The 24512-nt window shown below is 56.7% G+C and carries 23 protein-coding genes; 13 read left to right on the forward strand and 10 right to left on the reverse strand.

Annotation, left to right across the window (positions count from 1 at the left end; genetic code table 11):
* The first annotated feature begins 2 nt into the window (after nt 1–2).
* The gene (locus ACTRW9_RS09065; RefSeq protein ID WP_442429094.1) at nt 3–917 is read left to right on the forward strand and encodes a peptidoglycan recognition protein family protein; all 915 of its coding nucleotides are present in this window, start codon (nt 3–5) and stop codon (nt 915–917) included.
* Between the two features lie 174 nt (nt 918–1091).
* Nucleotides 1092–1577, forward strand: a complete 486-nt coding sequence (locus ACTRW9_RS09070; RefSeq protein ID WP_442429095.1) for a hypothetical protein — start codon at nt 1092–1094, stop codon at nt 1575–1577.
* A gap of 15 nt (nt 1578–1592) precedes the next feature.
* On the opposite strand, the gene ACTRW9_RS09075 is transcribed toward ACTRW9_RS09070, so the two are convergent.
* From ACTRW9_RS09075 to pgeF, 5 genes are all read right to left on the reverse strand, one after another.
* A complete protein-coding gene (locus tag ACTRW9_RS09075; protein WP_442429096.1) occupies nt 1593–2420 on the reverse strand; it encodes a hypothetical protein in 828 nt (275 codons plus the stop codon).
* Nucleotides 2421–2600: 180 nt separating this feature from the next.
* Nucleotides 2601–4157 (reverse strand): bifunctional phosphoribosylaminoimidazolecarboxamide formyltransferase/IMP cyclohydrolase, encoded by a 1557-nt coding sequence (gene purH / locus ACTRW9_RS09080; protein WP_442425923.1) that lies wholly within the window; start codon nt 4155–4157, stop codon nt 2601–2603.
* A gap of 8 nt (nt 4158–4165) precedes the next feature.
* Nucleotides 4166–4408, reverse strand: coding sequence for a hypothetical protein (locus ACTRW9_RS09085; protein WP_005011246.1), 243 nt, complete (start codon nt 4406–4408; stop codon nt 4166–4168).
* Nucleotides 4409–4563: 155 nt separating this feature from the next.
* On the reverse strand, nt 4564–6369 hold the full coding sequence (locus ACTRW9_RS09090) for a DUF6178 family protein (RefSeq protein ID WP_442429097.1): 1806 nt from the start codon (nt 6367–6369) through the stop codon (nt 4564–4566).
* 143 nt (nt 6370–6512) lie between these two features.
* Nucleotides 6513–7292: a peptidoglycan editing factor PgeF gene (pgeF, locus tag ACTRW9_RS09095; protein WP_442429098.1), complete on the reverse strand. Its 780-nt coding sequence runs from the start codon at nt 7290–7292 to the stop codon at nt 6513–6515.
* 316 nt (nt 7293–7608) lie between these two features.
* On the opposite strand from pgeF, the gene ACTRW9_RS09100 reads away from it, so the two are divergent.
* Nucleotides 7609–7842 (forward strand): hypothetical protein, encoded by a 234-nt coding sequence (locus ACTRW9_RS09100; RefSeq protein WP_442425927.1) that lies wholly within the window; start codon nt 7609–7611, stop codon nt 7840–7842.
* A 201-nt stretch (nt 7843–8043) separates the two neighbouring features.
* Here the strand turns inward: ACTRW9_RS09100 and ACTRW9_RS09105 are convergent, their stop codons facing one another.
* Both ACTRW9_RS09105 and ACTRW9_RS09110 read right to left on the reverse strand, forming a co-directional pair.
* The gene (locus ACTRW9_RS09105) at nt 8044–9252 is read right to left on the reverse strand and encodes a class I SAM-dependent rRNA methyltransferase (RefSeq protein WP_442429099.1); all 1209 of its coding nucleotides are present in this window, start codon (nt 9250–9252) and stop codon (nt 8044–8046) included.
* Between the two features lie 118 nt (nt 9253–9370).
* Entirely contained in the window at nt 9371–10600 is a 1230-nt protein-coding gene (locus tag ACTRW9_RS09110) for a M23 family metallopeptidase (RefSeq protein ID WP_442429100.1), read from the reverse strand.
* A 184-nt stretch (nt 10601–10784) separates the two neighbouring features.
* Between ACTRW9_RS09110 and ACTRW9_RS09115 the strand changes: the two genes are divergently transcribed.
* Complete coding sequence (locus ACTRW9_RS09115) at nt 10785–11876, forward strand: SPL family radical SAM protein (RefSeq protein ID WP_442429101.1); 1092 nt, start codon at nt 10785–10787, stop codon at nt 11874–11876.
* 33 nt (nt 11877–11909) lie between these two features.
* Here the strand turns inward: ACTRW9_RS09115 and dnaN are convergent, their stop codons facing one another.
* Complete coding sequence (dnaN, locus tag ACTRW9_RS09120; RefSeq protein ID WP_442425931.1) at nt 11910–13019, reverse strand: DNA polymerase III subunit beta; 1110 nt, start codon at nt 13017–13019, stop codon at nt 11910–11912.
* Between the two features lie 257 nt (nt 13020–13276).
* Here dnaN and aroF point away from each other — a divergent pair, with 257 nt between their 5' ends.
* The 7 genes from aroF to ACTRW9_RS09155 all read left to right on the forward strand — a co-directional run bounded on the left by aroF (nt 13277) and on the right by ACTRW9_RS09155 (nt 20884).
* On the forward strand, nt 13277–14296 hold the full coding sequence (aroF, locus tag ACTRW9_RS09125; protein WP_442425932.1) for a 3-deoxy-7-phosphoheptulonate synthase: 1020 nt from the start codon (nt 13277–13279) through the stop codon (nt 14294–14296).
* A gap of 160 nt (nt 14297–14456) precedes the next feature.
* Nucleotides 14457–17177 (forward strand): hypothetical protein, encoded by a 2721-nt coding sequence (locus tag ACTRW9_RS09130; RefSeq protein WP_442429102.1) that lies wholly within the window; start codon nt 14457–14459, stop codon nt 17175–17177.
* Between the two features lie 56 nt (nt 17178–17233).
* Nucleotides 17234–17866: a tetratricopeptide repeat protein gene (locus ACTRW9_RS09135; RefSeq protein ID WP_442429103.1), complete on the forward strand. Its 633-nt coding sequence runs from the start codon at nt 17234–17236 to the stop codon at nt 17864–17866.
* 132 nt (nt 17867–17998) lie between these two features.
* Nucleotides 17999–18862 (forward strand): dimethylarginine dimethylaminohydrolase family protein, encoded by an 864-nt coding sequence (locus tag ACTRW9_RS09140; RefSeq protein ID WP_442425935.1) that lies wholly within the window; start codon nt 17999–18001, stop codon nt 18860–18862.
* Between the two features lie 81 nt (nt 18863–18943).
* Complete coding sequence (gene argF, locus ACTRW9_RS09145; protein WP_442429104.1) at nt 18944–19873, forward strand: ornithine carbamoyltransferase; 930 nt, start codon at nt 18944–18946, stop codon at nt 19871–19873.
* 148 nt (nt 19874–20021) lie between these two features.
* The gene (orn, locus tag ACTRW9_RS09150; RefSeq protein WP_442425937.1) at nt 20022–20603 is read left to right on the forward strand and encodes an oligoribonuclease; all 582 of its coding nucleotides are present in this window, start codon (nt 20022–20024) and stop codon (nt 20601–20603) included.
* Nucleotides 20604–20608: 5 nt separating this feature from the next.
* Nucleotides 20609–20884: a hypothetical protein gene (locus tag ACTRW9_RS09155; protein ID WP_442425938.1), complete on the forward strand. Its 276-nt coding sequence runs from the start codon at nt 20609–20611 to the stop codon at nt 20882–20884.
* Between the two features lie 31 nt (nt 20885–20915).
* On the opposite strand, the gene purC is transcribed toward ACTRW9_RS09155, so the two are convergent.
* Nucleotides 20916–21620, reverse strand: coding sequence for a phosphoribosylaminoimidazolesuccinocarboxamide synthase (gene purC, locus ACTRW9_RS09160; RefSeq protein ID WP_442425939.1), 705 nt, complete (start codon nt 21618–21620; stop codon nt 20916–20918).
* A gap of 24 nt (nt 21621–21644) precedes the next feature.
* A complete protein-coding gene (purB, locus tag ACTRW9_RS09165; protein ID WP_442425940.1) occupies nt 21645–22946 on the reverse strand; it encodes an adenylosuccinate lyase in 1302 nt (433 codons plus the stop codon).
* Between the two features lie 182 nt (nt 22947–23128).
* Here purB and ACTRW9_RS09170 point away from each other — a divergent pair, with 182 nt between their 5' ends.
* Both ACTRW9_RS09170 and ACTRW9_RS09175 read left to right on the forward strand, forming a co-directional pair.
* Entirely contained in the window at nt 23129–23617 is a 489-nt protein-coding gene (locus ACTRW9_RS09170) for a low molecular weight protein-tyrosine-phosphatase (RefSeq protein WP_442425941.1), read from the forward strand.
* An 11-nt stretch (nt 23618–23628) separates the two neighbouring features.
* Nucleotides 23629–24504, forward strand: a complete 876-nt coding sequence (locus ACTRW9_RS09175; RefSeq protein ID WP_442429105.1) for a fructosamine kinase family protein — start codon at nt 23629–23631, stop codon at nt 24502–24504.
* Nucleotides 24505–24512: the final 8 nt, after the last annotated feature.

Genomic DNA, 24512 nt, shown 5'->3' on the forward strand with positions numbered 1-24512 from the left:
TCATGAACGACACCACCCCCCACGAAGCCATCGTCGCCTGCGGCCGAACCATGGATATCGGCTCGCCGGTCGTGTTGTGGAACCAGGCGGGCGGGTTTCGCTGTCCGCATCCGCGCGGACGCGCTGCGTGTCATCAGCATCCGCCGGAACTGAATGACGCACCGACCCGGCCTTTCGACGCCTACCGGATCGCCGATCCTGAACGTGCTTACGAGGAACTCACGCAAACGGTGCACCAGTTGGTCCTGCATTACGACGTGTGCTACACCTCCCGCCACTGCCATGAAGTGCTCCAGAAAAGCGCGTTCATGGGAAGTCATTTTTACCTGGACCTCGACGGCACTCTCTACCAGACCTGCGACCTGTACTGGAAAACCAACACCGCACCCGCCGATGACCGCAAAGGCAACGAACGCGCCATCCATGTGGAAATGGCGAACCTCTCGTGGCAGGCACGGGCGGAGGAGTCCGACCTCTACCGCGCCGAGAAGGATTTATACGTGAAACAGGGGAATTACTGGCGGTTGCAATTGCCGCAGGCTTACCGGAACACGCTTCGCACCCCCGGTTTTGTGGCCAGGCCGGCGCGAACGTATGGCCAAAGGGGTTATTTCAGCCGCAGGGTCAACGGCAAGATGGTTCGCATGTGGGATTTCACGGAAGAACAGTACCAGGCGCTCATTCGGTTGTGTTTCGGCGTCCACGCGCTGTTACCGGGTATTGGTTTGAAGGTACCCTTCGACAAAAATACAGGCAGAACACCGCTCTCCCGCCTGCGCAATTTCGCCACCTTTCGCGGAATTCTCGGCCACTTTCACGTTCAGGCGGGCACCACCCCCGGCGTCAAATGCAAATACGACCCCGGATCCGCCTTCGACTGGGGCCGGGTCCGGCGCGCACTGGAAACGCAGGAATAAACAACACGGCTTCGCAACCCTTCCCGGTAAAATATTTGACCTCTCCCCGCCTTTGAGGTTAGGGTTTAATAATCCCGTTGCCCGATTCCCGTCCCCTCTTCGGTCCGGGACCGCCTGTTCCTGCACGGAACCCTGCGGTGAAACACCGCTTCATACCATAAGGATTCAATACCCATGAAACTTGGAATATTCCGGGACGAACTTCCCGGCGAACGAAAAAGCATCATCAACCTCATCATGGCGGGTTACATGGTGGTGATCGCCATACTCGGCTACATGGCGTTTTACCTGAACATCCAAATGGCCCAGGTGGAGCGCCTGCTGACGGGCATCGACCCGGTCACACTGAGCGGGGAACAGTTCGGCCTGCTCAAACAATCCCTCATGCGCACCGCGGACCGCCTCGGCAACGAATCGATCTGGATCGCGGTGGTTGGCGGGTTGTTTTCGCTGATAGCGGCAGGATACACTTATAACCTGGTCATCCGTCCGTTGCGCCAGTTGATCGTTTACACGGAAACCGGCAAAGGTGAGCTTCCTGAAATCAAGAACAACAACGAGATCAAGCAACTGATGACGGCCATCCTGGAAAAAGAGGGATCCGGGCCACAGAACGGGGCGGGTTCCAGACAATCCGCAGAATCTTCCGGCGGACGGTAATGAAATGAGGAGAAATCAGGTGCCGGCCAGGTCTTCGGTCATTCCCTCCAGCTTTTCGGTGAAGGTAAACACTTCGCTTTCCTTCATCCCGATCTCCCCAAGTAGCTGAAGATACTTGAAATAATCCAGTTTCTCTTTCAACTTCTCAAACGCACGACCGATGGCACGGGGGTTGTCCTCAAGCGGAATGAGGTCGGTGCAGAACAACTCCGGCGTCATTCCACCCAGCCGCGTGTCCTGAAACGTCTCCACCAGGCTGGACTGGTACTCGCCTTGTGGAATTGAAACGCGTTCCGATTGTTCCTGTTTCAGGTAGTAAACGCACTTTTCGCGCAGGATAAGTCCTTTTTCCCAGGGGCCCGCCTGGCCCCAGCGAAGGCGCTCGGCCAGCATGCTGGACAGGCGGTTGGTATAGCGGATGTTGGAAACCGCTTTGGCATGATCTTCCAGCCGCGCTTCCCGCGCCTTTTCCATTGTTTCCTTGCGTTCCCGCCGCTGTTCCAGACGAAACTTCGGGTCCTGTTTGAACTGTTTCTGCCAGCGTTCATAGCGTTCAAGATAAAGCTTTTTCATTTCGATATCTTCCAACTCGGAAAACTGCCGAAACGCCTCCAGGAAGTGCAATTCTTTAATTTCTCCCACCGCCTGCTGGTAACGGAAGTCGTCTTTATTTTTCAGGCTCTGAAAGTAAGGCTGGAAGTAATAATAGGCCATCACCCCGAAGACGATGAACATCAGCGACGCGTAAAAACCAGCGATGATCAGTTTTTCGAGCAGGAGCACCGAAAACCGGATTCTCGGCAGTTTGAATTTGAATCTGGATGTGATTTGGGTCCAGTCCATGACGGCCCTCCGTAAAGACCCGTTTCATGTTTCTAGAATAAACAGGCCCCGCAAGTGCGTGGGAAGAATTCCTGGAGATATTGTTTTGGAGAAATCTTTTCAATTCTTTACGGAAGAATTTCCATAAAGTTGAGGGCCGTGGGGAACACGGGAGGGAGGAGAGGGAGCAAGGGGCCGGGATCAGTGCCGGAAGTGGCGGATGCCGGTGAACACCATGGCGATGCCGTGCTCGTCCGCCGCTTCGATCACTTCCTTGTCGCGGATGGAGCCACCGGGCTGGATGATGGCCCGGATGCCGCTTTTCGCCGCGGCGTCGATGGAATCGCGGAACGGGAAGAAGGCGTCGGAGGCCATCACGCATCCATCCACCGGCTTGTTGGCCTTGTCGATGGCGAGGCGGGCGGAGTCCACCCGGCTCATCTGGCCCGCACCGACACCAACGGTCTCGGTATCACGTGCGTAAATGATGGCATTGGATTTGACGTGCTTGGCAACGATCCACGCGAACTCCAGCGTGCGCAGGGTGGCATCGTCCGGTTGCAGTTTGGTCACCGTTTTGAGCGTGGTGCGGTTGAGCGTGACGTCGTCCGCATTCTGCACCAGCAGGCCGCCGCCGATACGTTTCAGGTCGAGGCGTTTTTTATCCGGGTTGGTTTGCGCGGTCGGCATCTCCATCACACGCACATTCTTTTTCGCGGCGAACAGGGACAGGGCTTCCGGTTCGTAACCCGGAGCGATGACCACCTCCACGAAGTTTTTCAGGATCTCTTCCGCCGTCTGTGCCGTGACCACCTGGTTGAATCCCAACACCCCGCCGAATGCGGAGACGGGGTCCGTCTCCCGCGCCCGGATGAACACATCCAGCTGGTCCTTTCCGATGGCGACGCCGCACGGATTGGTGTGTTTGATGACCACTGCCGCCGGGTCTTCAAACTCGATGGCGCATTCCCACGCCGCGTTCATGTCGATGAAGTTGTTGAACGACAACTCCTTGCCCTGCAGCTGCCGCGCCTGCACGACATCTGTCTCCAGCGTCTGGTACTCGCGGTAGAGCGCCGCCGCCTGATGCGGGTTTTCCCCGTAACGCAGGTCCTGAACCTTGAGAAAGGTCTGCTGGTAGGTGGGCGGAAAGCTGTCCGGGCCTTCGATCTGCAACGACAGGTAACGGTTGATCGCCGCGTCGTATCGCGCGGTCAGGGCAAACGCGTCGCGGCTCAGCCGCTGGCGCGTGACCTCCGTCACTTCTCCATTATTTGCGTCCATCTCCGCGATGACCACCTTGTAGTCGTCCGGATTGACCACAATGGCGACGTCCTTGTAATTTTTCGCGGAGGAGCGCACCATCGTCGGCCCGCCGATGTCGATATTCTCGATCGCGTCGGCAAGCGTGCAGTCGTCGCGTGCGATGGTTGCCTCAAACGGGTACAGGTTGATGACGACGAGGTCGATGGGTTCGATGCCGTGGTCCTTCATCGCCTGCATGTGTTCGGGGTCGTCGCGGCGTCCCAGGATGGCCCCGTGCACCTTCGGGTGCAGGGTTTTGATCCGGCCGCCCATCATTTCCGGGAATCCCGTGTAATCGGAAATGGGAATGACCTTGATGCCGTTTTCTTCCAGCATCCGCGCCGTACCGCCGGTGGAAAGGATCTGCACACCGCGTTCGCTCAACTGCTTGGCGAATTCGACGACATCCGTCTTGTCAGAGACGCTGATCAGCGCCCGTTTGATGGCTCGCATGGGTTGGGTCAGACTCGGTATTTTTTCTTTGAGGGGTTTTTCTGCACCAGCGCGTCCGGGGTCAGCATCTGGATTCCCTTGAGCATCCAGACGGGAAACGTGCCATACGATTCCATCATGCCCGGATCTTCCTTGCGCGGGTCCAGTTGACCGGATTCCTCTTCCACAAACTCGGGTTTGGGGAGGATTCTTTCGGGTTTGGGCGGCGGTGTGTCGATGATGATTTTGCTGTCTTTGTTTTCTTCTGCCATAACAACCTCGTGACTCAATACCCGCCGGAGGGGCCTTGCGGGAGACCTTCCGGCTTCAGGGTGGAGAGTGATGGTACACTCTTTTTTCACGTTTGAAAATCAAAAAAACAGTCCGGGCGGGACCGCTCTCCTAACCTCCTGAAACCACACCGCATTCACTGCAAAAGCAGGCCGCGGGTGAATTTCCAATCGATCTTCTCCTTGAGGTTCAGCCTGCCGAAATGGTGTTCCAGGTTGGCGACCGCGTCTTTCAGCAGCTGCTCGAGAGACGCCCGGTCCTCGTCGCTCCACGCCATCGAGGCGCCCAAAAGCGTGTCCCGGAAGGAGGCCACCTTGTCTTCGTCCACGGTGTGCGGGTCGTCGGGATGGATGTTGTGGACGAACACGGTTTGCAAAAACGTTTTCGCGGCCACCTCCGGCAGAGGATCACACGCCAGATGACCAAACAGGGTGGACTGCGCGAGTGCGGTGGTGGTCAGCACCACAATGTTGAAATCGTCGATGGACGCGGGATGCGTGCACTGGTCCTTCAATTCTTCGATGCGTTTTTCATCCAGATTGAATCCCTGCTTGGCCAGCCGCACGTAAAACCGGGTTTTTATCAGGAAATCTTCCATGAGAGCGAGGTCTTCCAGCGCGCGCGGGTGAGCCCACTGGACGTTGGTTTCGGCGACCTCGTCGCCCTCCTGCACCAGCACCCCGATTTTCGGGAAGCGGTCCACGATCGCGGCGAAGTGATCGACCAGGCCCGCAGGCAACACGTACTCCACCAGCCGTCCGTTTTCCTTGAGCAGCTTCTCGCCTTCCCACTTGAGCCGCATGAGCGCCGCGTACCCCACCTGGAACAGCGACTGCATGTAAGTTTTGGTGAGCAGGGTCTCACCCTTCTGGATGTCCCCCCCTGCACCGAGTTCGAGGCCGATGTTGATGTAGCCCAGCAGTTTGCGCATCGCCTCGTGACGCTGGTGGATGTCGGCAAAGTCACCCCGGTCTGCCACCATCACTTTATGAAACAGCCACGCCAGCTCCCAGCTGATGGCATGGAACCGTTCGGCCGATTTCACGATGGCCAGGCACTGGCCGAAGAACGTTCCCGGATCGAGGTCTTCCAGCGGAAACGCCGGCGCGAGGGTGTGGCGGATGTCCTCGGTGCGGAAATCGTCGGCGGACGGCAACGACTCCTTCAGCGTCTGCGCGTCGAGCAGGCTGTACACCTGGAACGCTTCCTCGAAAGCAAGTACCCCCCGCTCCTCGTTGCGCGCCAGGTACCAGCGGTAGGACGTCTCCACCGTCGGGGTCACGCCGTACCAGATGACTCCCTCCATCAGCGAATGCAACAGCTTCTGGTTTTCGCTGTACAGCATTTTGAAGATGCGCGTGAGGGGTTTCTCCGCCTCGGCGTCCTTGAAGTAAATGTCGTACACCCCGTCCGGAGAGTAATGCGGCAGGTTCTCCACATTCTCATACTGGTCCGTCATCTCGTCACGTTTGTACACCTTGATGAGGGACTGAAGGACCATGACTTTCTGGTCGAAGTCCTCGGTATAAAGCCAGTGCAGGAGTTGCTGGTCGTTGGCGTCGGCGACCAGCCCCAGCCATTCGACGGCCCGTTTGGGAGAAAATTTATCCGCCTGCCACCACTCCATGTCAAACATGAACTGGAGTTGCTTCTGCGAACAGATGGCGATGAGCGGCAGAGCGTCTTCCTGCCCGATCTCCTTCACCGTCTGGTACAGCTCCTCGTCCGGCAAAGCGCGCACCACGGAGACCGCCTGTTTCGACAACAGGATGAGGGCCTGCTGTTGCACGCCGTGCAGTTGCAGGACACAGCGGGCCTGGTCCGCTACCGACAGTTTGTTGAGCAATTCCTCAACCTTCTGCGGCTGGGTTTTGATCCATTCGACGGGAAACGGCAGTTTGGGTGCGGGAGTCTGGGACACGGGATACTTTTCGGATGGCATCGTTGGTTTCTGACTTATATGAATAGCGGCGCCGATCGGTCGATTTCCTTTCAACCGATGCCGCCTTCTGATTCAAAATCGGATCGTGATGGAAAATATTGTAGCACGAACACGCACTCAATCCCGTCTGGCAATGGGGTAATTCAGTCTTTCAGCATGGCGAGGGTGATCATGCGTCCGGTTTGCCCTTCCCTGCGGTAGGAGAACCAGCGGTCAGGATGGCAGGCGGTGCAATCGCCGTGGAGATGGATGCGATCCGGAAGGATGCCCGCACGCTCGGCTTCCATGCGATTCGCCATCCACAAATCGAGCATGTATTTTCCCGGTTGGCCCGGTGTGCTGAATGCCTGCCAGCCCCCATCCCGGTTTTTGAACGGAGTGACGCAATCCTCGTCCACCTCGTAACAGCAGGGGCCGATGGCCGGCCCGAGTCCCATCACCACCTGTTCCGGACGGCTTCCGTAGATCACTTTCATCGCATCGAGCGTTCGAGTGAGGATTCCCTGCTGGGTGCCACGCCGCCCGGCATGCACCACGCCCACGGCATGCGCCTTTTCGTCGTAGAGGATAACGGGAACGCAGTCGGCGGTCATCACACCGATGGGGGTGTCCTTCAGGTGTGTCACCAGCGCGTCCGCTTCCTGGCCGCCCACCTGCGCCGGGGTCATCGATTCGCGGTCGATCACCACAACTCGGTCGCTGTGAACCTGCTTTGCGAGGAACAGGCGATCGTGTTCGATACCCAGTGATTGCAAAAACCATCGGCGGTGCTCCACCGACGCGCTTTCCATTTCGTCTCTTCCCAGATGCAACGGTTCGACGGTTCCATCTTCATGAACCGCGCAACGCGGGCTGACCCCGTGAACAAGCCGCGAACACACGTCCAAACCGGGAATGGGGTGATTGGGGATACGAACACTCATAAATTTTTTCAGTTTTTTTCCGGTTCTGATTCAGTATGCAAAACGTTCCTTGCTCAAAACTTTTATTCGATGTAAAAAAAGCAGTACTCTATTTTAAGGCCATTTTATGCATGTTTCCGACATGCATGCTAAAAAACAAATGAAGCACACGCACTGCGGAACATGCAGACAAAACCATAAACACTTCACCCATCAAACCACAACTGCCTCATTTTTTGACAATATTTTCTTGACAAAGTAAGTGTATGGAATAAAATACATTAAAATATTTGGGCGCTGAGACATACCAGATATTTTTAAACGAAAGGAGTTCTTGATGGCAACCAAGAAAAAATCCAAAGCAAAAACCAAGACCAAGGCTAAGGCGAAAACCAAAACCAAAGCCAAGGCGAAAACGAAAAAGAAAGTAACACGGAAGAAAGCAACAAAGAAAAAAGCCACGAAGAAAAAGGCTACCAAGAAAAAAGCTACTAAGAAAAAAGCGACCAAGAAGAAGGCAACCAAAAAGAAAGCGACCAAGAGAAAAGCTACGAAACGGAAAAAGAGCTGAGGTTGCTCCCGCTTACTTGGTATTGATTTGGGATTGTTTCTCTTTTACAAGTTCGAAGGTTGTATTCAGGGAAATCTCAAAGCATTCATTTGCAACTGGTATCGTTTCAGCGCCCAAAATTTCCCCCTCCTTTGATTCATCACTACTTTTTGCGTTCTTTTCCCGCCCTTCGGACTCCAGTAACTCCTTATATTCCTTAACTTAGCCAGAAAACTCCAGAAACACCCCCTTGAGATACGCCCCTTCCCTGAAGGTCACCGGGTGATCCAAAGCATGCCCCGTTTTGAGCATTTTTGCGGGGGTCCGGTTCCCGGCTTTCAGTCCCTGCTCGACCGCCCGGTAAAATTCATCCGCTGCCACCGGCCCGGAACAGGACGCAGAAAATAACGTCCCCCCCTTTGAGGTCACGCGCGCCCCGAGCCGGACCAGCCGCTGGTAGGCCCGAATCGCGTTCGGTTTGTCCTTTTTGCTCTTGGCGAACGCCGGCGGATCCAGAATCACCAGGTCGAATGTTGTGCCTTCCGCATTCAGGCGCTCCAGTGCTTCAAAGGCATCACCCTGAATCTGTGAAAACCGCCCCGAACTCGCTGCCTCTTCACCGAAATTCAAAACCGTATTGGCACGAGCGGCATCGAGCGCGGGCCGGCTGATTTCGAGTTCCGTGACCGATTCGCATTCTCCCGCCAGCGCATAAACGGAAAACCCGCCCGTGTAGCTGAACACATTGAGCACTGTTTTTCCCGAAGCACGGCGGCGCACCTCCTGCCGGTTGTCGCGCTGATCGAGAAAGAATCCCGTCTTTTGTCCCGCCACCACGTCGGCTGTAAAACGCAATCCATTTTCCAGAAACTCAACCGGGCCCTCAACCGGGACGCCCGCCAGCACCTGGCCGTCGTGGTACCCTCCCGCATCGACTTTCTGCACGTGGCGGCTCAATCGCAGAATCAGTCGCTCCGCACCAAACTCTTCTGTCAACAACGCCACGAGGATAGGCAGATGCGGCAACCATGCAGAGGTGTACACCTTTACGATCTGCGTTCCCGCGTAGCGGTCCACCACCAGCCCCGGCAGGGCGTCGTTTTCCCCGTTGACGAGACGGTATCCTGTCGTGTCTTCCGCTTCCAGTCCCCCACGCAACGCCGCCGCCGCACGCAATCGCTCCATGAAAAAATCACGGTCGATGATCACCGGTTTTCGGGTTTGCAGGATACGCAGGCGTATGTCGGAGTAAGGATCGAACAGACCGACGGCGAGGAACTTGTTGGCGGAATCGTACACCACGCCCAGGTCACCTGCGGCACCCGACACCCTGCGGTCTTTCATCTGGTAGAACCGCACCCACGGGTCGCCGCTCAGGATACGCTTCTGCACTGTTTTCGAGACCTTGATTTTGATTTTTCCGGAACGCACGGAATCCGCTTTCCTTTCGTAAGACAAAAAAAACCCTGCAATTCACGCAGGGTGAATGATTTCAATTATACAGGTTGGGAGAGGGATTGCCGAAACGCGGTGCGACCGTGGGAACCGGTCAGGAGTTCGCTTTCTTTTGCGTCTCGGCCCTGACCTGCAGGAAGGGTTTGCCTTCAAGCACCGCGTCGTAATGCCGCACCCGGGATGTGAATTCATTCATCGCCTGCGAGGGGATGCGGCGGACATGGGTTTTGTGGTGCCTGAACTCGAACGGGTTGTGAATGCGGCCGCCCTGGCCCAGGCGGCGCACCTCGTAGTGCAGATGCGGCGCGAAGCTGCGTCCTGTGTTGCCGGAGGTGCCGATCTGCTGGCCGCGTTTCACGTATTCTCCCCGCCGCACCATCACGCGGTCGAGGTGCAGGTAGAGTGTGCGCACGCCTTCGCGCGGATGCACAATCTCGATGCAATAGCCGTTGTGGCTGCGGTTCCAGTTCGTGCGGGTGACGCGTCCGTGGAAACTGGCGTAAACCGGCGTGCCCACTTCGGCCTTGAAGTCGGTACCGTGATGACCGTCCACCTTGCCCCTTCGATAGTCGCCGGGCAGCGAGGTGATGGCTTCATATTTCCGGATGGGAGCGCTGTGGTTGCGCAGGCGGGGAAACAGTTCGCGCCCGGATTTATCGAAATAACTGCCGTATTTCATGTTGGGTGCACGGTAGTAGTTGGCCTCAATCACCTGTTTCAGAAACCGGCTGTCGTATACCAGCTTAAGAATACGAAAGCGTTCCTCGCTTTCGATCTCCTCGTAGACGAGGGACAAGCGATCGCCCTTGCGCACCGATTGGCTGACATCGAGGTACCACGACAGAATGCGCGCGGCATAGGCGGACAGGCGTTTGCAGTCGTCGGCGGGCAGGCGCGCACACAACGAATGCGTGAGCGACAGCTTCACCTCCAAGTCGAGCGTGTGCAGTCGGCTTTGTTCGAGCGCGGAAGGGTCGTACGCCGTCTTCTGCACCTCCGGCAGAACGGACGATTCCAGCTCAGCCATGAAAGCTTCCGCATTGCCGGCGATCCAGCCGCCTTCATTCGGCAGGTCCTGGGTTTTCTCCTCCACCCAGTCCACCGCAGGGCCCAGAGGCGTGGCATTCACCATCTCCTGCACCGGTTTCTGGGGAACGAGGCCAAGGAGATCCCGAACCAGATCGGTGTCTTTATTGAAGAAAAGGAACGTGCCGAAACCCATCAGCGTATACAGCACCACCCAGAACGGACTCGGACCTTTTTTCTTCTGCGGCCAATCCTGGTCTTTTAATAACGAAGATTCCTGCGTTGGTTCCAAATCCATTTCAGCCACTCAAAAGTCCGGCCCGGAGACCCAAAGGAAAAATCCGGCAATAATGAGGACAGGCGGGAAAGTGCTTGATTTCACGTTCCCTCCTCCTCTAAAAACCTGTATATTATCGCAGATAGCCCCCATTCAGACAATAGCGAAAAATCGAATAAAGTTAATTTTTTCAATAAAATAGACCATGCCCTTCGAACCCGACCTCATCGTGCTGGACACCCCGGCGGAGGACCACCCCTTCACCCAGAGGGTGCTGGAGACCCTGCCCGGCGTTCCCGTACGGCGGGACCACACTCCGGAAAGTGCAGTCGAAACCCTGCGCGAGGAGGCGGTCGATGTGTTTGGCGCGGCCAAGCGGCAGCTCGCCCTCACTACCTTCAAGGGATCGTTTCTTAAAAAGTGCCCGGGGTTGAGTCCCGGCATGGTGTGCTGCAACTACTACGTCGTCAACCTGATCAAGAACTGCGTGTACGATTGCTCGTATTGCTTCCTGCAGGATTTTCTGGAAAACAATCCCCTGCTCACCGCCTTCGTCAACATCGACGACCTGCTGGCGGAACTGGAAGAGGAGTTTTGCGAACACCCGGACCGGTCGTTCCGCGTCGGCACCGGCGAAGTCACTGACAGCCTTGCGCTCGACGACCTTCTGCCTTACACGGATTACCTGGTGCCGTTTTTCAACCGGCAGAACAACGCGGTGCTGGAACTCAAAACCAAGTCCGACTGCGTGGACAACCTGCTCAAACAACCTGACCCGACCAATGTCATCGTGTCGTGGTCGCTGAACCCCGAAGAAATTGTCGAGCGGGAAGAGACCGGCACGCCGTCACTGGCCCAACGGCTGGACGCGGCGCGGCGTTGCGCGGAACACGGCTTCCAGGTGGGGATCCATCTCGACCCGGTGATCCTGTTCGACGGCTGGGAAAGAGCGTACGGGCGGTTGATCGAACAGGTTTTCGACACCCTGCCCGCCCACCAGTTGGAATGGATCAGCCTCGGCAGTTTCCGCTACCGTCCGAACCTGAAACGCGTCATTAAGGAACGGCATCCCCATACCCGCCTGCTCACGCAGGAGCACGTCGCCGGCGCCGACGGCAAGTTTCGTTACCTGCGGCCTTTGCGCAATCACGCTTACGACACCCTGCGCACCACCATCAAACGGCGCGCGCCGGAGGTGGACGTCTATCTGTGCATGGAGACGAAGGAAGTGTGGGAAGGCGTCACCGGTCACCTGCCCCGCGCGGACGAATCCCTCGACCGCTTTTTCGATTTTTAAAAAGAAATCAGATTGGGGTGGGAACGCGCCGGATCACAGCCGCATGGGCATGACGATGGAGAGGTAGTCCTTGTCGTCGTTGATGGTCAACAGGCAGGAGTGGTTTTCGTCTTTCAGGTTCATCACCACCTCAGGTTCCTCCACCACCGCCAGCACATCCAGGATGTAACGCGCGTTGAGGCCAATGGATACCGGTTCGCCGTCGTAATTGATCTCCAGTTCCTCGGTGGCGTTGCCGATTTCGGTTCCCTCGGACACCAGCGTCATCAGCCCCGGAGTGATGTCGAACCGCACCATCTTCGATTTTTCATCCGCCAGCAGGGCCACGCGTTTGAGCGCATGCACCAGCGATTCGGTGTTGACCGTCACCTTGAGGTTGTTGTCGCCGGGGATCACCTGCCGGTAGTTGGGAAACTTGCCGTCGATCTTGCGCGACACGATGACCTGCTGTTCCTGGATGAACGCGAGCTGGTTGTCCTTCACGGAAAACGAGCAGGTGGCGTCGTCGCTTTCCATCAGCTTCAACAATTCCGTCAACAATTTCTTCGGTAACAGGTAACCTGACTTGTCCACCTTGTCGGCGTTTGCCTTGAGCAGGGGACGTTTGATGAACGTCATGCGATGGCCGTCGGTGCCGACCAGGTTTACGTGGTTGTCTTCCTTTTCCAGGAGCAGACCGTTCAGGGCCTGCCTGGTTTCGTCCGGTGAGATGGCGAAATAGGTTTTGCGGATCATCTCCCGCAGTTGCGGTCCGCTGAATTCCATCAGAGGCTCTTCGCTGTACTCCGGAAGCTTCGGGTAATCCGCCGCCGCCAGGCCGGGCAGGCGGAACTTCGACTTGCCGCAGGTGATCGTCACCCAGTCGTTGTCCTCCTTTTTCAGCGTCACCTCCAGGTCCGGAAGCTCCTTCAATATATCGAACAGCTTGCGCGCGTTGACGGTGACCGAGCCCTGGGTGACCACATTTGCCGGGCAGAACCGCTTCATGCCGATTTCGAGGTCGGTCGCCTGCAGGTATACGCCTTTTTTTTCAGTGGAGATCAGCGTGTGGGACAGGATGGGCATGGCGCCTTTGCTTTCCACGATGCCCTGAACCTTGTGCACCCCGTTGAGAAAGGCGTCGCGTCCGATTTTGATTTCCATCCGGCCTCCGGGAGTGAGTGGTGCGTCGAAAAAAGGAGAGAATCCTCAAGAGTTTGTTAATTATCACACTTCCATGAAAGCTGTCAAAAATTTCATCTCCCGCCCCGTCCCCCCCTGCCGAAAACCGAAAAACACAAAGCCGGAACCCGGCGTTGCAGCCGGGTGTGGAAAACGGTTGATTTCTTTGTAAAGTGCTGTCTTGACTGGATTTTTAAAAGCATGCTAATTTGATACCAACCTCATAAAAGGAGTTGGCAATGATCGTAGTGCTCAAGGCGGACACCTCCCCGGAGGAGGTCCAGGCCGTGAAGGATAAAATCAAGGAAAACGGATTCACTCCCCACGAGATCCAGGGAGTGGAACGCAAGGTCATCGGCGCGGTCGGTGACGAACATTTCAAGGATCACCTCATGGAAGTTCTCGACTCCATGCCGGGTGTCGAGGACGTGATCCCCATCCTCAAACCGTACAAACTGGCCGGACGCGAAATCAAAAACGCGAATTCAGTGATCGAATGCGACGGGTTCGCCATCGGCGGCGACCGCCTGGCGCTGATCGCCGGTCCCTGCTCGGTGGAAAGCCACGACCAGATGATGGCCACCGCCAGCTCCGTGAAACACGCCGGAGCCAACATGCTGAGAGGCGGCGCATTCAAGCCGCGCACCTCCCCATACAGCTTCCAGGGTCTGGAAGAAGAAGGCCTCAAGCTCCTGAAGGAGGCGAAGGAAGCGACGGGCCTGCCCATCGTCACCGAAGTCATGAACCCCGGCGACGTGGAACTGGTCGCGCGTTACGCCGACGTGCTGCAGGTGGGTGCGCGCAACGTGCAGAACTTCTCGCTCCTCAAGGAACTGGGCAAGGTGAACAAACCCGTGCTCCTGAAACGCGGCATGATGACCACCATCAAGGAATTCCTCATGTCGGCGGAATACATTCTGTCCGAGGGCAACAAGGACGTCATCCTGTGCGAGCGCGGCATCCGCACCTTCGAAACCGCCACCCGCAACACGCTGGACATCGCCTGCGTGCCGGTGCTCAAACGCGAGACCCACCTTCCGGTCGTGATCGATCCCAGCCACGCCACCGGCCACTGGGACCTGGTGGAGCCGATGGCACGGGCCGCCGTGGCCGCCGGAGCGGACGGGTTGATGATCGAGGTGCACCCGGATCCGGTCAATGCCTTCTCTGATGGACCGCAGTCGCTCAAACCGTCGAAGTTCGTCAGGCTGGTGGAAAACATCCGCCCGTTTGTGCAACTCATGGGCCGGACCCTGTAGCCTCGACATAAACTACTGATTTTTCAGGCAATTCTGAGGCTCTCCGCTTGAAACACACAGGCGTTTGGTTTATCCTGCTGGGTGATACAATCCATTTAATTTGAACCTTGTACGGTCCTGCCGTCGCTTTCCGCGTCCGGCAGGCAGGTGGCGAGTCCAGATGCTTGAACTGTATCAGACCAACCGAAAGCAAGCTCAGGAATACAGGGAGAGTCTCGTCTCCCAACTGGACCAGCTCACCGACCCGCAGGACCTGCCTTCCATCCAGGACAACAACCCCCAGCCGTTTTACCTGGAATTCAAAAAGAAGCTCGCCCTGTTCGTGCAAAAGGAAACCGATCTGCTGCAAAAGGAACTCCAGCAGTCCGAGAACAGCCATCTGCTGCTGCTGAAACGCACGGCGCTGGTCGATGCGGTGGTGCAGACGGGGTTTGCGCGTGCGGTGTGGATGTGCAACCGCGGCAGAACCGAACCGTGGGGGAATCATGATTTCCCGGTGGCGGTGATCGCCCGTGGCGGGTACGGCCGCGAAGAAATGTACTTCCACTCCGACGTGGACATGCAGATCGTGGTCCGCACCGGGGCGGCAGAAGAGGAAAAGGAGCGGGGTTACCAGTTGATCAATTTCTTCGATTACCTGCTGGTGTACCAGGACATCTTTCCCACCGCCGCCAGCACGGGCCATTCAGAAATCGATACGGAAAGCCTGGACCTGAAGGAAAACGAGGTCGCGTCATTCCACTCCCTGCTCGAACACCGCCTGGTGGCGGGCAATCCGCTGGTGTACCGCGAGTTCACCAGCTCCATAAAAACCGCGAGCCTCATTCACAAGGATAAGATCATCCGGCACTGCCTTCAGTACAAACATTATTTTGAAGTGCCGAATACCGTGTTTCGCCAGGAACCGAACCTGAAGGAGGAACTGCGCCGCCTGTACTGGGCACTCAGCCTCGTCCGCATCCAGGGGGGGTATCACGAGATCAATCAATTTGAACTGCTGGTGGAACTGTACAACACCGGAAAGCTGAGCACGACGGCTTTCAAAAACATGAAAAAAGCGCTGAATTTCGTCTCGCGTATGCGCCTGTTCCTGCATTGTCACCAGAAAGGCTCGCACCGCGACGTACTCAGCTACGAGGTGCGGGAAGTGATCGCGGAGTCGATGGGCTACGCCGGAAAGGTTCGGGAATTTTTCCAGGAATACTTTTTCAACGCGGTCCTGCCGATGAAGCGTTTCAGCCGCAACCTGTTCTGGGACGGCATCACGCCCTCAACGGAGAAAACACGCCGGCTGTCACCGGATTTCGCACTCAACTCGGAATCGCAGATCGTACTCCAGGATGACAGGGAAGACGTGACGTGGGATTCGCCCCTGCCCATCCTCGAGTTGTTCGTGTGGGTGTCGCGAAAGAATTACTTTCTTTCGTACCCGGTCGTTCGCGCCATCGAACGCCATGCCGATCAGATGCTTCCGATGTTCCAGAGCGGAGCGGATCAGGTACAGGTTCAGCAATTGTTCCATGCCATTCTGCGTGGCAAACACTTCGCCCGGGCTCTACGCTACCTGCACGAGTTCCGCCTGCTGGAAAGCTTTTTCATCCCGGAATTCAAAAACCTGAGCGGGCTGCTGCAGGACATCTACGTGCACCTGTTCCCGACGGACATCCACGTACTGGCAGCGCTCGACGCGCTCAACCGGCTGGACATCGATCCGGAAGCCGACCCTTTTCTCACCGGCCTGTACCATTCGCTCAAGGACAAATCCACCATGCGCCTGTCGGTGCTGCTGCACGATATCGGCAAGGGACTCAAAACCGAGGGGGAAAACGAGGAGCTGGTGGGCTCGCGCGCGGTGCCGCGCATCCTGGAAAACCTGGGCTTCGGCAAAAACCAGAAGATGATCCGCGACATCGCGTTCCTCGTCGAGAAACACCTCATGATGCGGGACCTCATGATGCTCGATCCGGACGACGACACAACGTACGAGATGATCTGGGACCTGGTGGAGAAAAACGTCGAGCGGCTCAAGATGCTGATCCTTCTCACCTACGCAGACCGCGCGGGCACCAAGATGAAGATGACCCAGACGCAGATCGACCAGCTCAAGTATTTCTACCAGTTCACGCTCCAGTTCAAGAAACGTGAAAGCGTGCCGATTCCCGTGAAGCAGGAATTTCTGAAAATGATCCGCCTGCCTCGCGATCTTCAGTCGCAGTTGCAGATCTACGACCAGTTCAAAAAATCGCGCGAAGGTTTCGCCACGGAGTTGTTTTACAAACCAGAACATCCGGCAGAACTGGTGGTGTGCACACGCGACCAGCAGGGCCTGTTGTACAAAATCGCGGCGGTGCTGGCGTTCAACCATCTCAGCATCATTGAGGCCAACGTCCACACGCTGGACGACAACGTGTTCGACATTTTCAAGGTGGTCAGCGCCACGGGCGACCCGGTCGATTTCTCCAATTTCTTTTTCATCCAGAAGCAGGTGATCGACGACCTCCGGCGTGTGTTTGTCGGCAACCTGGACATCGCCTCGCTTTACCGCGGCCGTGCCTTGAACTCCAGCCACCAGGTGAGCAAGTACAACGACATCAAGCTGAAGGTGTCCATCATCGGGCGCACGGTCAAGGTGGAGACGCACGATATCCTGGGCACGATGATGATGGAAACCAGGGTCTTCTCCGACCTGAACATGAAAATCGAACGGGCGGTGATCCACACCACGCTTGAAAACGCGTCCAACGTGTTTTACGTTCGGCCGGAAGACGTGCGCAAGATCATCCAGGAAGAGGACAAGTTCAAAACCCAACTCAAAAACGCCCTTCGGCCGCTGATCGAGATCAAGCCGATCTTTCCCAACGAACCGGCAGAAGTGGCCTGACTGACAGCGAGACGCCTATGACACGCGGTTACCTTTTTTTCCCGATGACATTCCTGATGCTGTGGCTGACAGCCGCGGTTCCCGGTGCGGTGGCCGCGCCCCAGAGCCCGGAACTCCAAGAGGCCCTGACCCTCGATCGTGATGAGTTTGTTGCGGAATCCATCGCCGCGTGGCAGAAGTACATTGAAACCAGTCCACCGAAAAACATGCACATTTATGCCGGGGTGAAAATGTGCATTGCTTACGCAAAAACCGGGCGTTTCCTGGAGGCCATGAAAGCGGCGCAGGCCCTGGCGGACAAGTATCCTGACCACTACGATGTTCAGTTCAACCTCGCCAACATGATGAGTGCCGTCCAACGGTTTGACCAGGCCGTGGCCGCGTTTCAGGAAGTCGTCAAGATGCGCCCGCAGGAAGGATTGGGGCACGTGGGCCTCGGGCTGGCCCTGTTCGGCAATGGCAAGACCGATGAGGCTGTGAAGAGGCTGCGCCAGGCGCGCGCTCTCTTCAAGGAACAGAAAAACATTTCCTGGTACCAGAACGTGCGCATCATGATCGGCCAGATGAAAAGTTTCGCCCCCTACCCGCCGGATTTCTCCAACCTGTGGCTCACCAACAACATACGCACCATCCGCGACACGTACGAGACCGGCGTGTTCCGCCAGTACGAGGAAACCCTGAACCTGTAAAAAGGGTCAACCCCACCCCCTCGATTCTCCATAACATACCAAAATTCAAATATTTATTTAAAATTTAAGGCGAATCCTCTGCATGGCGGGCCTCATCTAAATATAAGAACCCTGTTTCTCAGGAGGTCTGCCATGAAGCCCAAAATGCTGATGTGTGCGCCGGACCATTTCGGCGTCCGTTACGTGATCAATCCGTGGATGGAAGACCAGATCGACCACATCGACACCGACCGCGCCCGCGCCCAGTGGGAGGCCTTTTACCATGCGTTGACCGAAAAGGCGGAGGTGCACCTCATCGAGCCGCGGCGCGAATCTCCCGATATGGTGTTCACCGCCAACGCGGGGCTTCTGGTGGACGGGGTGTTTGTGCTGAGCCGTTTCCGTCACAAGGAACGCCAGGGGGAAGAACCGCATTATCTGGAATGGTTCCGGCAGAATGACAGCGAGATCGTGAAACTGGCGGATGGCATCGCGTTCGAAGGCGAAGGCGATGCTCTTCCACAACCGGGCCAGGACTGGATCTGGGCGGGCTGGGGGTTCCGCACGGATCTCGCGGCACACCGTTTTCTGGAGCAGAAACTGGCACGGCCCGTGGTGTCGCTCCATCTCGTCGATCCGCGCTTTTACCACCTCGACACCTGCTTTTGCCCCCTGCCCGACGACCGGGCGATGTATTTCCCGGAAGCGTTCGACGCCGACAGCCTGCGGCAGATCGAGGCACGCATCGCTCCGGAAAACCGCATCGTCGTCTCGCAGGAGGATGCCGAACACTTTGCCTGCAACACCGCCCGCGTACACAAGACCCTTTTCATGAATCACGCCACCCCGGCCTTGCGGGAGCGGCTGGAATCCCTGGGCTTTGCCGTGGTGCTCTGCCCGGTGGACGAGTTCATGAAAGCCGGCGGTGCGAACAAGTGCCTGACCCTGGTGCTGGATGCAGGCGACCCGGCCGAAACCCTTCCCCAAAGCCCGGAACAGGCGGAATCCTCCCGCTGAAAACCGGCACAATAGGGGGTATTCCTGCAGGCCGGGATCGTGTAAAATAACCCCTTTTCGACGCACCCCACGAAAGCCCGTATGGACATCTCTTTGCCGCAAAAAGATTTTCTGGTGCTCACGGATTTCACCCGCGAGCAGTTGTCCGCCCTGCTTGACCTCGCAGAGGACATGAAGCGCCAGCCGGAGGCCTACCGCAATGCGCTTGCCGGAAAATCGCTGGGCATGATATTCCACAAGCAATCGACCCGTACCCGCATTTCGTTTGAGGTGGGCATGTTCCAGATGGGCGGGCAGGCGCTCTTTTTCAGTCCCGGCGACATGCAACTCTCTCGCGGGGAGACCATTGAAGATACGGCAAGGGTTCTGTCCCGGTACCTGGATGCGGTCATGATCCGCACCTTCGCATACGACGACATCGTGGAACTGGCAAAGCACGCGACCATTCCCATCATCAACGGGCTCACCGATTTCAACCATCCCTGCCAGGCGTTGTCGGACATGATGACCATCCGGGCACACTTCGGCAAACTGGAGGGATTGAAGCTCGCCTACATCGGCGATGGCAACAACATGGCGGTGTCCCTTCTGTTCGCCTGCATCCGCATGGGCATGCACATCTCCATCGCCAGCCCGCTGAATTACACCATCACCCCCAAAGCCATGGAATGGATTCTCGACGACGCGGAACGGGACGAACTCGACATCTGCCTGACGGACAACATTGAAGAAGCGGCCAAAGACGCGGACGTGGTGTACACCGACGTGTGGGCCAGTATGGGGCAGGAAGAGGAACGCAAGAAACGCCTGCACGATCTCGCTGATTACACGGTGGACGACATGGTGATGTCCTTCGCCAGCACGAATGCCGTGTTCATGCACTGTCTGCCCGCGCACAGGGGAGAGGAGGTCGGCGCTTCAGTGATCGACGGCCCCGCCTCGATCGTCTTCGACCAGGCGGAAAACCGTCTGCACCTGCAGAAAGCCATCCTGTATGGACTGGTTAAATGACCCCCGCCGGAGGCCCGTTTTCGGCCCCGGAGGGTGGTTTTAATATCAACAGAATTGGGTTAGAATCGGTTTCTCAACCCGTTATGAAGAAAACAGGCCGGAACACCCGCACACCTGCGTGCAAACCGGCCGTCATGAAAGTCGACTTATGAGTCTTGTGGATTCCAGCAATCTGGTGTGGATGGACCTGGAAATGACCGGGTTGGATCCGGACAAGGAAGAAATCATTGAAATCGCCACCATTGTCACCGACAGCCAGCTCAATATCCTGGCGGAGGGGCCCTGTCTTGTGATCCATCAGGACGACGCCATCCTGGAACGGATGGATGATTGGAACCAGAAAACCCACTCCGCTTCCGGCCTCATTCAGAAAGTGAAGGAATCGACCCTGACCGTGGAAGAAGCCGAACAGCGAACGCTGGACTTCATCAAGCAGTACGTCCCCTATAAAACCTCGCCACTCTGCGGCAATTCGATCCAGCAGGACCGGCGGTTTCTCGACCGCTACATGAAAGACCTCACGGACTACCTGCACTACCGCAACATCGATGTCACGTCCATCAAGGAAGTGATCCGCCGCTGGTATCCGAACGGCACCCGCCTGCCTAAAAAAAGCGACGCGCACATGGCACTCACCGATGTTCGGGAGTCCATTGAAGAACTTATTTTTTACCGCAACAATTTTTTCGTCGACGTGTCGAACTACATGTCCGAGGAAGGAAATCTGTAACTGCCATGAAACTGAACAAGGCCGCCGTGGCCACCATTTTGTTCCTGGGAATTTTTGGAGGCATGACCTTCATGATGATCTGGTCGGGAAGCAAGTACGAGTGCGAAGTGTGCATCTCGTACAACGGTTACGACATCTGCCAGCAGGTGGAAGGCATGGACTATGAAACCACCGTGCAGACCGGCATCAGTACTGCGTGCGCCGGGGCCGCCAGTGGCCGGACGGAGTCGATGGAGTGCGGCATGACGCCGCCCACCAAGGTCACCTGCAAGGAACTGTAAAGACCGGGGGCCGCAAGCGGCCCCCGTCCGGTCAACCACAGATCATGTGGTACACTTCCTCGTACTTTTCCTTCACCTGCCCCAGGTTGAAACGGAAGCGGTCCTTGTCCATCTTCTCGTTCGTATCCCAGTGCCACAGCCGGCATCCGTCCGGGCTGATCTCGTCGCCCAGCAAAATCTCTCCCTTGTGGCGCCCAAACTCCAGTTTGAAATCCACAAGGCGGATCTTGCGCTCCTTGAAGTAGTCCCACAACAGCTGGTTGATCTTGAGACCCTGCTCCCGGAGCACTTCGATCTCCGCATCCGTCGCCAGACCGAATTCGCGGATGTGGTACTCATTGATCATCGGATCGCCCAGATCGTCATCCTTGTAATAGAACTCGAGAATGGGATTCTTCAGGATTTCGCCTTCCGGCCGGCCCATGCGCTTGGCCAGACTGCCCGCCACCACGTTGCGCAGAACCACCTCGACCAGAATGATGTCCAGTTTCTTCACCAGCATCTCGCGGTCATTCAACTCTTCCACCATGTGGGTTTTGATGCCCTTGCCTTCGAGAAACTTGAAAATCGCCGCCGATACGTGGTTGTTGACGATCCCCTTGTCCACGATCTCGCCCTTCTTGATGCCGTTGAACGCAGACGCATCGTCCTTGAAATACTGGATCACCAGATCCGGATCGTCCGTGGTGTGAATGCTTTTAGACTTGCCTTCGTATATTTTTTCCAATCGTTTCATGTTTTCATCCTATGTTTCATGTTCTCATCCTGTTTTATTGAACACTCTCTCAAAAATGCGGTCCACATTCCGCAAATGTTTTTTCAGGTCGAACGCCTGATCGATCTCCTCGGCGCTCAACTTTTCCTTGATGTCCTCATCCTGCTTCAACAGGGAAACGAAATCGCCCCCCTGCTCCCACACCTGCATGGCGTTGCGTTGCACCATGCGGTACGCCTCGTCCCGCGTCACGCCCTTGCGCGTGAGCGCGAGCAAAACGTGTTCGGAAAAAACCAGCCCCTTCGTCAGTTCCAGGTTGCGCATCATGTTGTCCGGATACACCACCAACTGCTCGATCAGGCGGATCATCTTGTTCAGCATGTAATGAACGAGGATGGTGCTGTCCGGGCCGATGATACGTTCCACAGACGAATGGCTGATATCACGCTCGTGCCACAGCGGCATGTTCTCCATCGCCGCCATGGCGTTGGCGCGCACCACGCGCGCCAGTCCGCAAATCTGTTCGGAGACCACGGGGTTGCGCTTGTGCGGCATCGCCGACGACCCCTTCTGTCCCTTTGAAAAGTACTCCTCCGCTTCCAGCACTTCGGTTTTCTGCAGGTGACGGATTTCGGTGGCGATCTTCTCCAAAGTGGTGGCGACGATCGCCAGCGTCGTGAAAAACTGCGCGTGCCGGTCACGCTGGATGACCTGGCTGGAAATGCGCGCCGGTTTCAGTTCCAGCTGGTCGCAGACGTATTCCTCCACATCCACGTCGATCCCTGCAAACACGCCGACCGCACCGGAGATCTGCCCGACGGCGATCTGGTCGCGCGCCTGTTCCAGGCGTTCCCGGTTGCGGTTGACCTCTTCGTACCAGTTCGCCAGCTTGAGGCCGAACGAAGTCGGCTCCGCGTGAATGCCATGCGTGCGACCGATGACCGGTGTGTGCTTGTGCTCCAAAGCGCGTTGCTTCAACACCTCGGCAAAGCGCTCGAGTTCACGCAGGATCAGGTTGGACGCGTCCTTCAACTGGACCGCCAGCGCCGTGTCCAGAACGTCGGATGACGTCATGCCCACGTGCATGAATCGCGCTTCCGGCCCCACGTATTCCGCAACCGACGTCAAAAACGCAATGACGTCGTGCTTCACTTCCTTTTCGATTTCGTCGATGCGGGAAACGTCGAACCCGGCTTTCTGCTTGATCGTGTCCACCGCCTCCTGCGGAATTTGTTTGAGATCGGCGAGCGCCTCGCAGGCATGGATTTCAATGGCGAGCCAGATGCGAAAACGGTTTTCCGGCTTCCAGATGAAAGCCATTTCGGGCAGTGTATAACGTTCGATCAAAACGGAATCCTTCTTGCGATATATTAATAATTTTTAATCAAAAGGCAGTTGAAGCCGCCCGATGCGGACCTTACAATGAATGAATCGGTTTGACTTTGAAAGTGCAAAGGGCGTGAGGTGCTTTTCCGGTAAGGAAAACACGCGTCATCTTAAACGGATTCCGCCGCCAAATCAAATATACAATGGGCCCCTCCAAAACCATTGAAATCTGCTTTGTTTGCCTCGGCAACATCTGCCGCTCCCCACTCGCTGAAGGGGTGTTTCAGCACCTCGTCAACTCACAGAAATTGCAGGAAAAAATCATCATCGACTCGGCAGGCACCGGAAACTGGCATGTGGGCTCGCCCCCGGACCGGCGCATGGAATCGACCGCCCGCAAAAAGGGAGTCCGGCTGACCTCCATCGCCCAGCAGTTTCAGCCCGGGGATTTCCGCCGTTTCGACCTGGTGATCGCCATGGACCGCTCCAACCTGCAAAGTCTGGAATACATGTGCCCCCCGGAGGTAGCCGGGCAAAAACTCAAGCTGTTCCGCTCTTTCGACCCTCAGGCCAACGGCGACCTGGACGTGCCCGATCCGTACTATGGGGGACAGTCCGGATTTGAAGACGTGTTCGAGATCGTGAACAGGACCTGTCCGCAGATCCTGGAATACATAAAAACCCGATTCTGAAATCGGTCTTTATGAAAAACGAACTGCACGGCGTTCTGAAAACGGTTTACGGCCAACCGGTGGAAATCCGGAACACGCAATCCATTGGCGGGGGGTGCATCAATGAAACGCTCCTCCTGACCCTGTCCAACGGCGACCGCGTGTTCGTCAAGCACAACGACCAGCCGCCGCCCGACTTCTTCGCGCGGGAAGCGGATGCGCTCCGCCTCATGGGACGCGCCAAGAACGGCCCGCGCGTTCCGCAGGTCATAGGTCTTCCCGAAGAAATCAATCCCCGCTACCTGCTTCTTGAATACATCGAACCGGGCACGCCCAATAGTGATTTCCACGAGCGCTTCGCACGCGGACTGGCGGGACTCCACCACATGTCGCACCAGTTTTACGGTTTCGACCGGGACAACTACATCGGTTCCACGGTGCAGATCAACCAGCCGGAGACCAATCCGCTCGTTTTTTTTCGCGAACACCGCCTGCGGTTTCAGCAGGAACTGGCACGCAAACGCGGCCTGCTTCCCACCAACGTGGACCAGCGTATCGACCTGCTTCTCAACAAACTCCACCTCTTGATGGACCTGGAAGGCGAAAAACCTGCATTGCTCCACGGAGACCTGTGGTCGGGCAATTATTTCGCCGACCGCTACGGCACGCCGTGCATTTTTGACCCGGCCAGCTATTTCGGTCTGCGCGAAGCGGACCTTGCGATGACGGAACTGTTCGGCCGTCTGCCGCAACGGTTCTACGACGCCTATCACGAAGTGTTTCCCCTGAATCCGGGATACGAAAACCGGAAACAGATTTTCAATCTGTACCATCTGCTCAATCACCTCAACCTTTTTGGAAGTTCCTATCTGTCCTCGGTGAAAGCCGTGGTGAACCGGTTTGTGTGACCGGTTCC

The sequence above is a fragment of the Nitrospina sp. 32_T5 genome, assembly GCF_052156635.1.
Lineage (GTDB): Bacteria > Nitrospinota > Nitrospinia > Nitrospinales > Nitrospinaceae > Nitrospina.

Coding starts and splice junctions, on each gene's coding strand:
- ACTRW9_RS09065 (WP_442429094.1), top strand. CDS start 3: ATGAACGACACCACCCCCCACGAAGCCATCGTCGCCTGCGGCCGAACC.
- ACTRW9_RS09070 (WP_442429095.1), top strand. CDS start 1,092: ATGAAACTTGGAATATTCCGGGACGAACTTCCCGGCGAACGAAAAAGC.
- ACTRW9_RS09075 (WP_442429096.1), bottom strand. CDS start 2,420: ATGGACTGGACCCAAATCACATCCAGATTCAAATTCAAACTGCCGAGA.
- purH (WP_442425923.1), bottom strand. CDS start 4,157: ATGCGAGCCATCAAACGGGCGCTGATCAGCGTCTCTGACAAGACGGAT.
- ACTRW9_RS09085 (WP_005011246.1), bottom strand. CDS start 4,408: ATGGCAGAAGAAAACAAAGACAGCAAAATCATCATCGACACACCGCCG.
- ACTRW9_RS09090 (WP_442429097.1), bottom strand. CDS start 6,369: ATGCCATCCGAAAAGTATCCCGTGTCCCAGACTCCCGCACCCAAACTG.
- pgeF (WP_442429098.1), bottom strand. CDS start 7,292: ATGAGTGTTCGTATCCCCAATCACCCCATTCCCGGTTTGGACGTGTGT.
- ACTRW9_RS09100 (WP_442425927.1), top strand. CDS start 7,609: ATGGCAACCAAGAAAAAATCCAAAGCAAAAACCAAGACCAAGGCTAAG.
- ACTRW9_RS09110 (WP_442429100.1), bottom strand. CDS start 10,600: ATGGATTTGGAACCAACGCAGGAATCTTCGTTATTAAAAGACCAGGAT.
- ACTRW9_RS09115 (WP_442429101.1), top strand. CDS start 10,785: ATGCCCTTCGAACCCGACCTCATCGTGCTGGACACCCCGGCGGAGGAC.
- dnaN (WP_442425931.1), bottom strand. CDS start 13,019: ATGGAAATCAAAATCGGACGCGACGCCTTTCTCAACGGGGTGCACAAG.
- aroF (WP_442425932.1), top strand. CDS start 13,277: ATGATCGTAGTGCTCAAGGCGGACACCTCCCCGGAGGAGGTCCAGGCC.
- ACTRW9_RS09130 (WP_442429102.1), top strand. CDS start 14,457: ATGCTTGAACTGTATCAGACCAACCGAAAGCAAGCTCAGGAATACAGG.
- ACTRW9_RS09135 (WP_442429103.1), top strand. CDS start 17,234: ATGCTGTGGCTGACAGCCGCGGTTCCCGGTGCGGTGGCCGCGCCCCAG.
- ACTRW9_RS09140 (WP_442425935.1), top strand. CDS start 17,999: ATGAAGCCCAAAATGCTGATGTGTGCGCCGGACCATTTCGGCGTCCGT.
- argF (WP_442429104.1), top strand. CDS start 18,944: ATGGACATCTCTTTGCCGCAAAAAGATTTTCTGGTGCTCACGGATTTC.
- orn (WP_442425937.1), top strand. CDS start 20,022: ATGAGTCTTGTGGATTCCAGCAATCTGGTGTGGATGGACCTGGAAATG.
- ACTRW9_RS09155 (WP_442425938.1), top strand. CDS start 20,609: ATGAAACTGAACAAGGCCGCCGTGGCCACCATTTTGTTCCTGGGAATT.
- purC (WP_442425939.1), bottom strand. CDS start 21,620: ATGAAACGATTGGAAAAAATATACGAAGGCAAGTCTAAAAGCATTCAC.
- ACTRW9_RS09170 (WP_442425941.1), top strand. CDS start 23,129: ATGGGCCCCTCCAAAACCATTGAAATCTGCTTTGTTTGCCTCGGCAAC.
- ACTRW9_RS09175 (WP_442429105.1), top strand. CDS start 23,629: ATGAAAAACGAACTGCACGGCGTTCTGAAAACGGTTTACGGCCAACCG.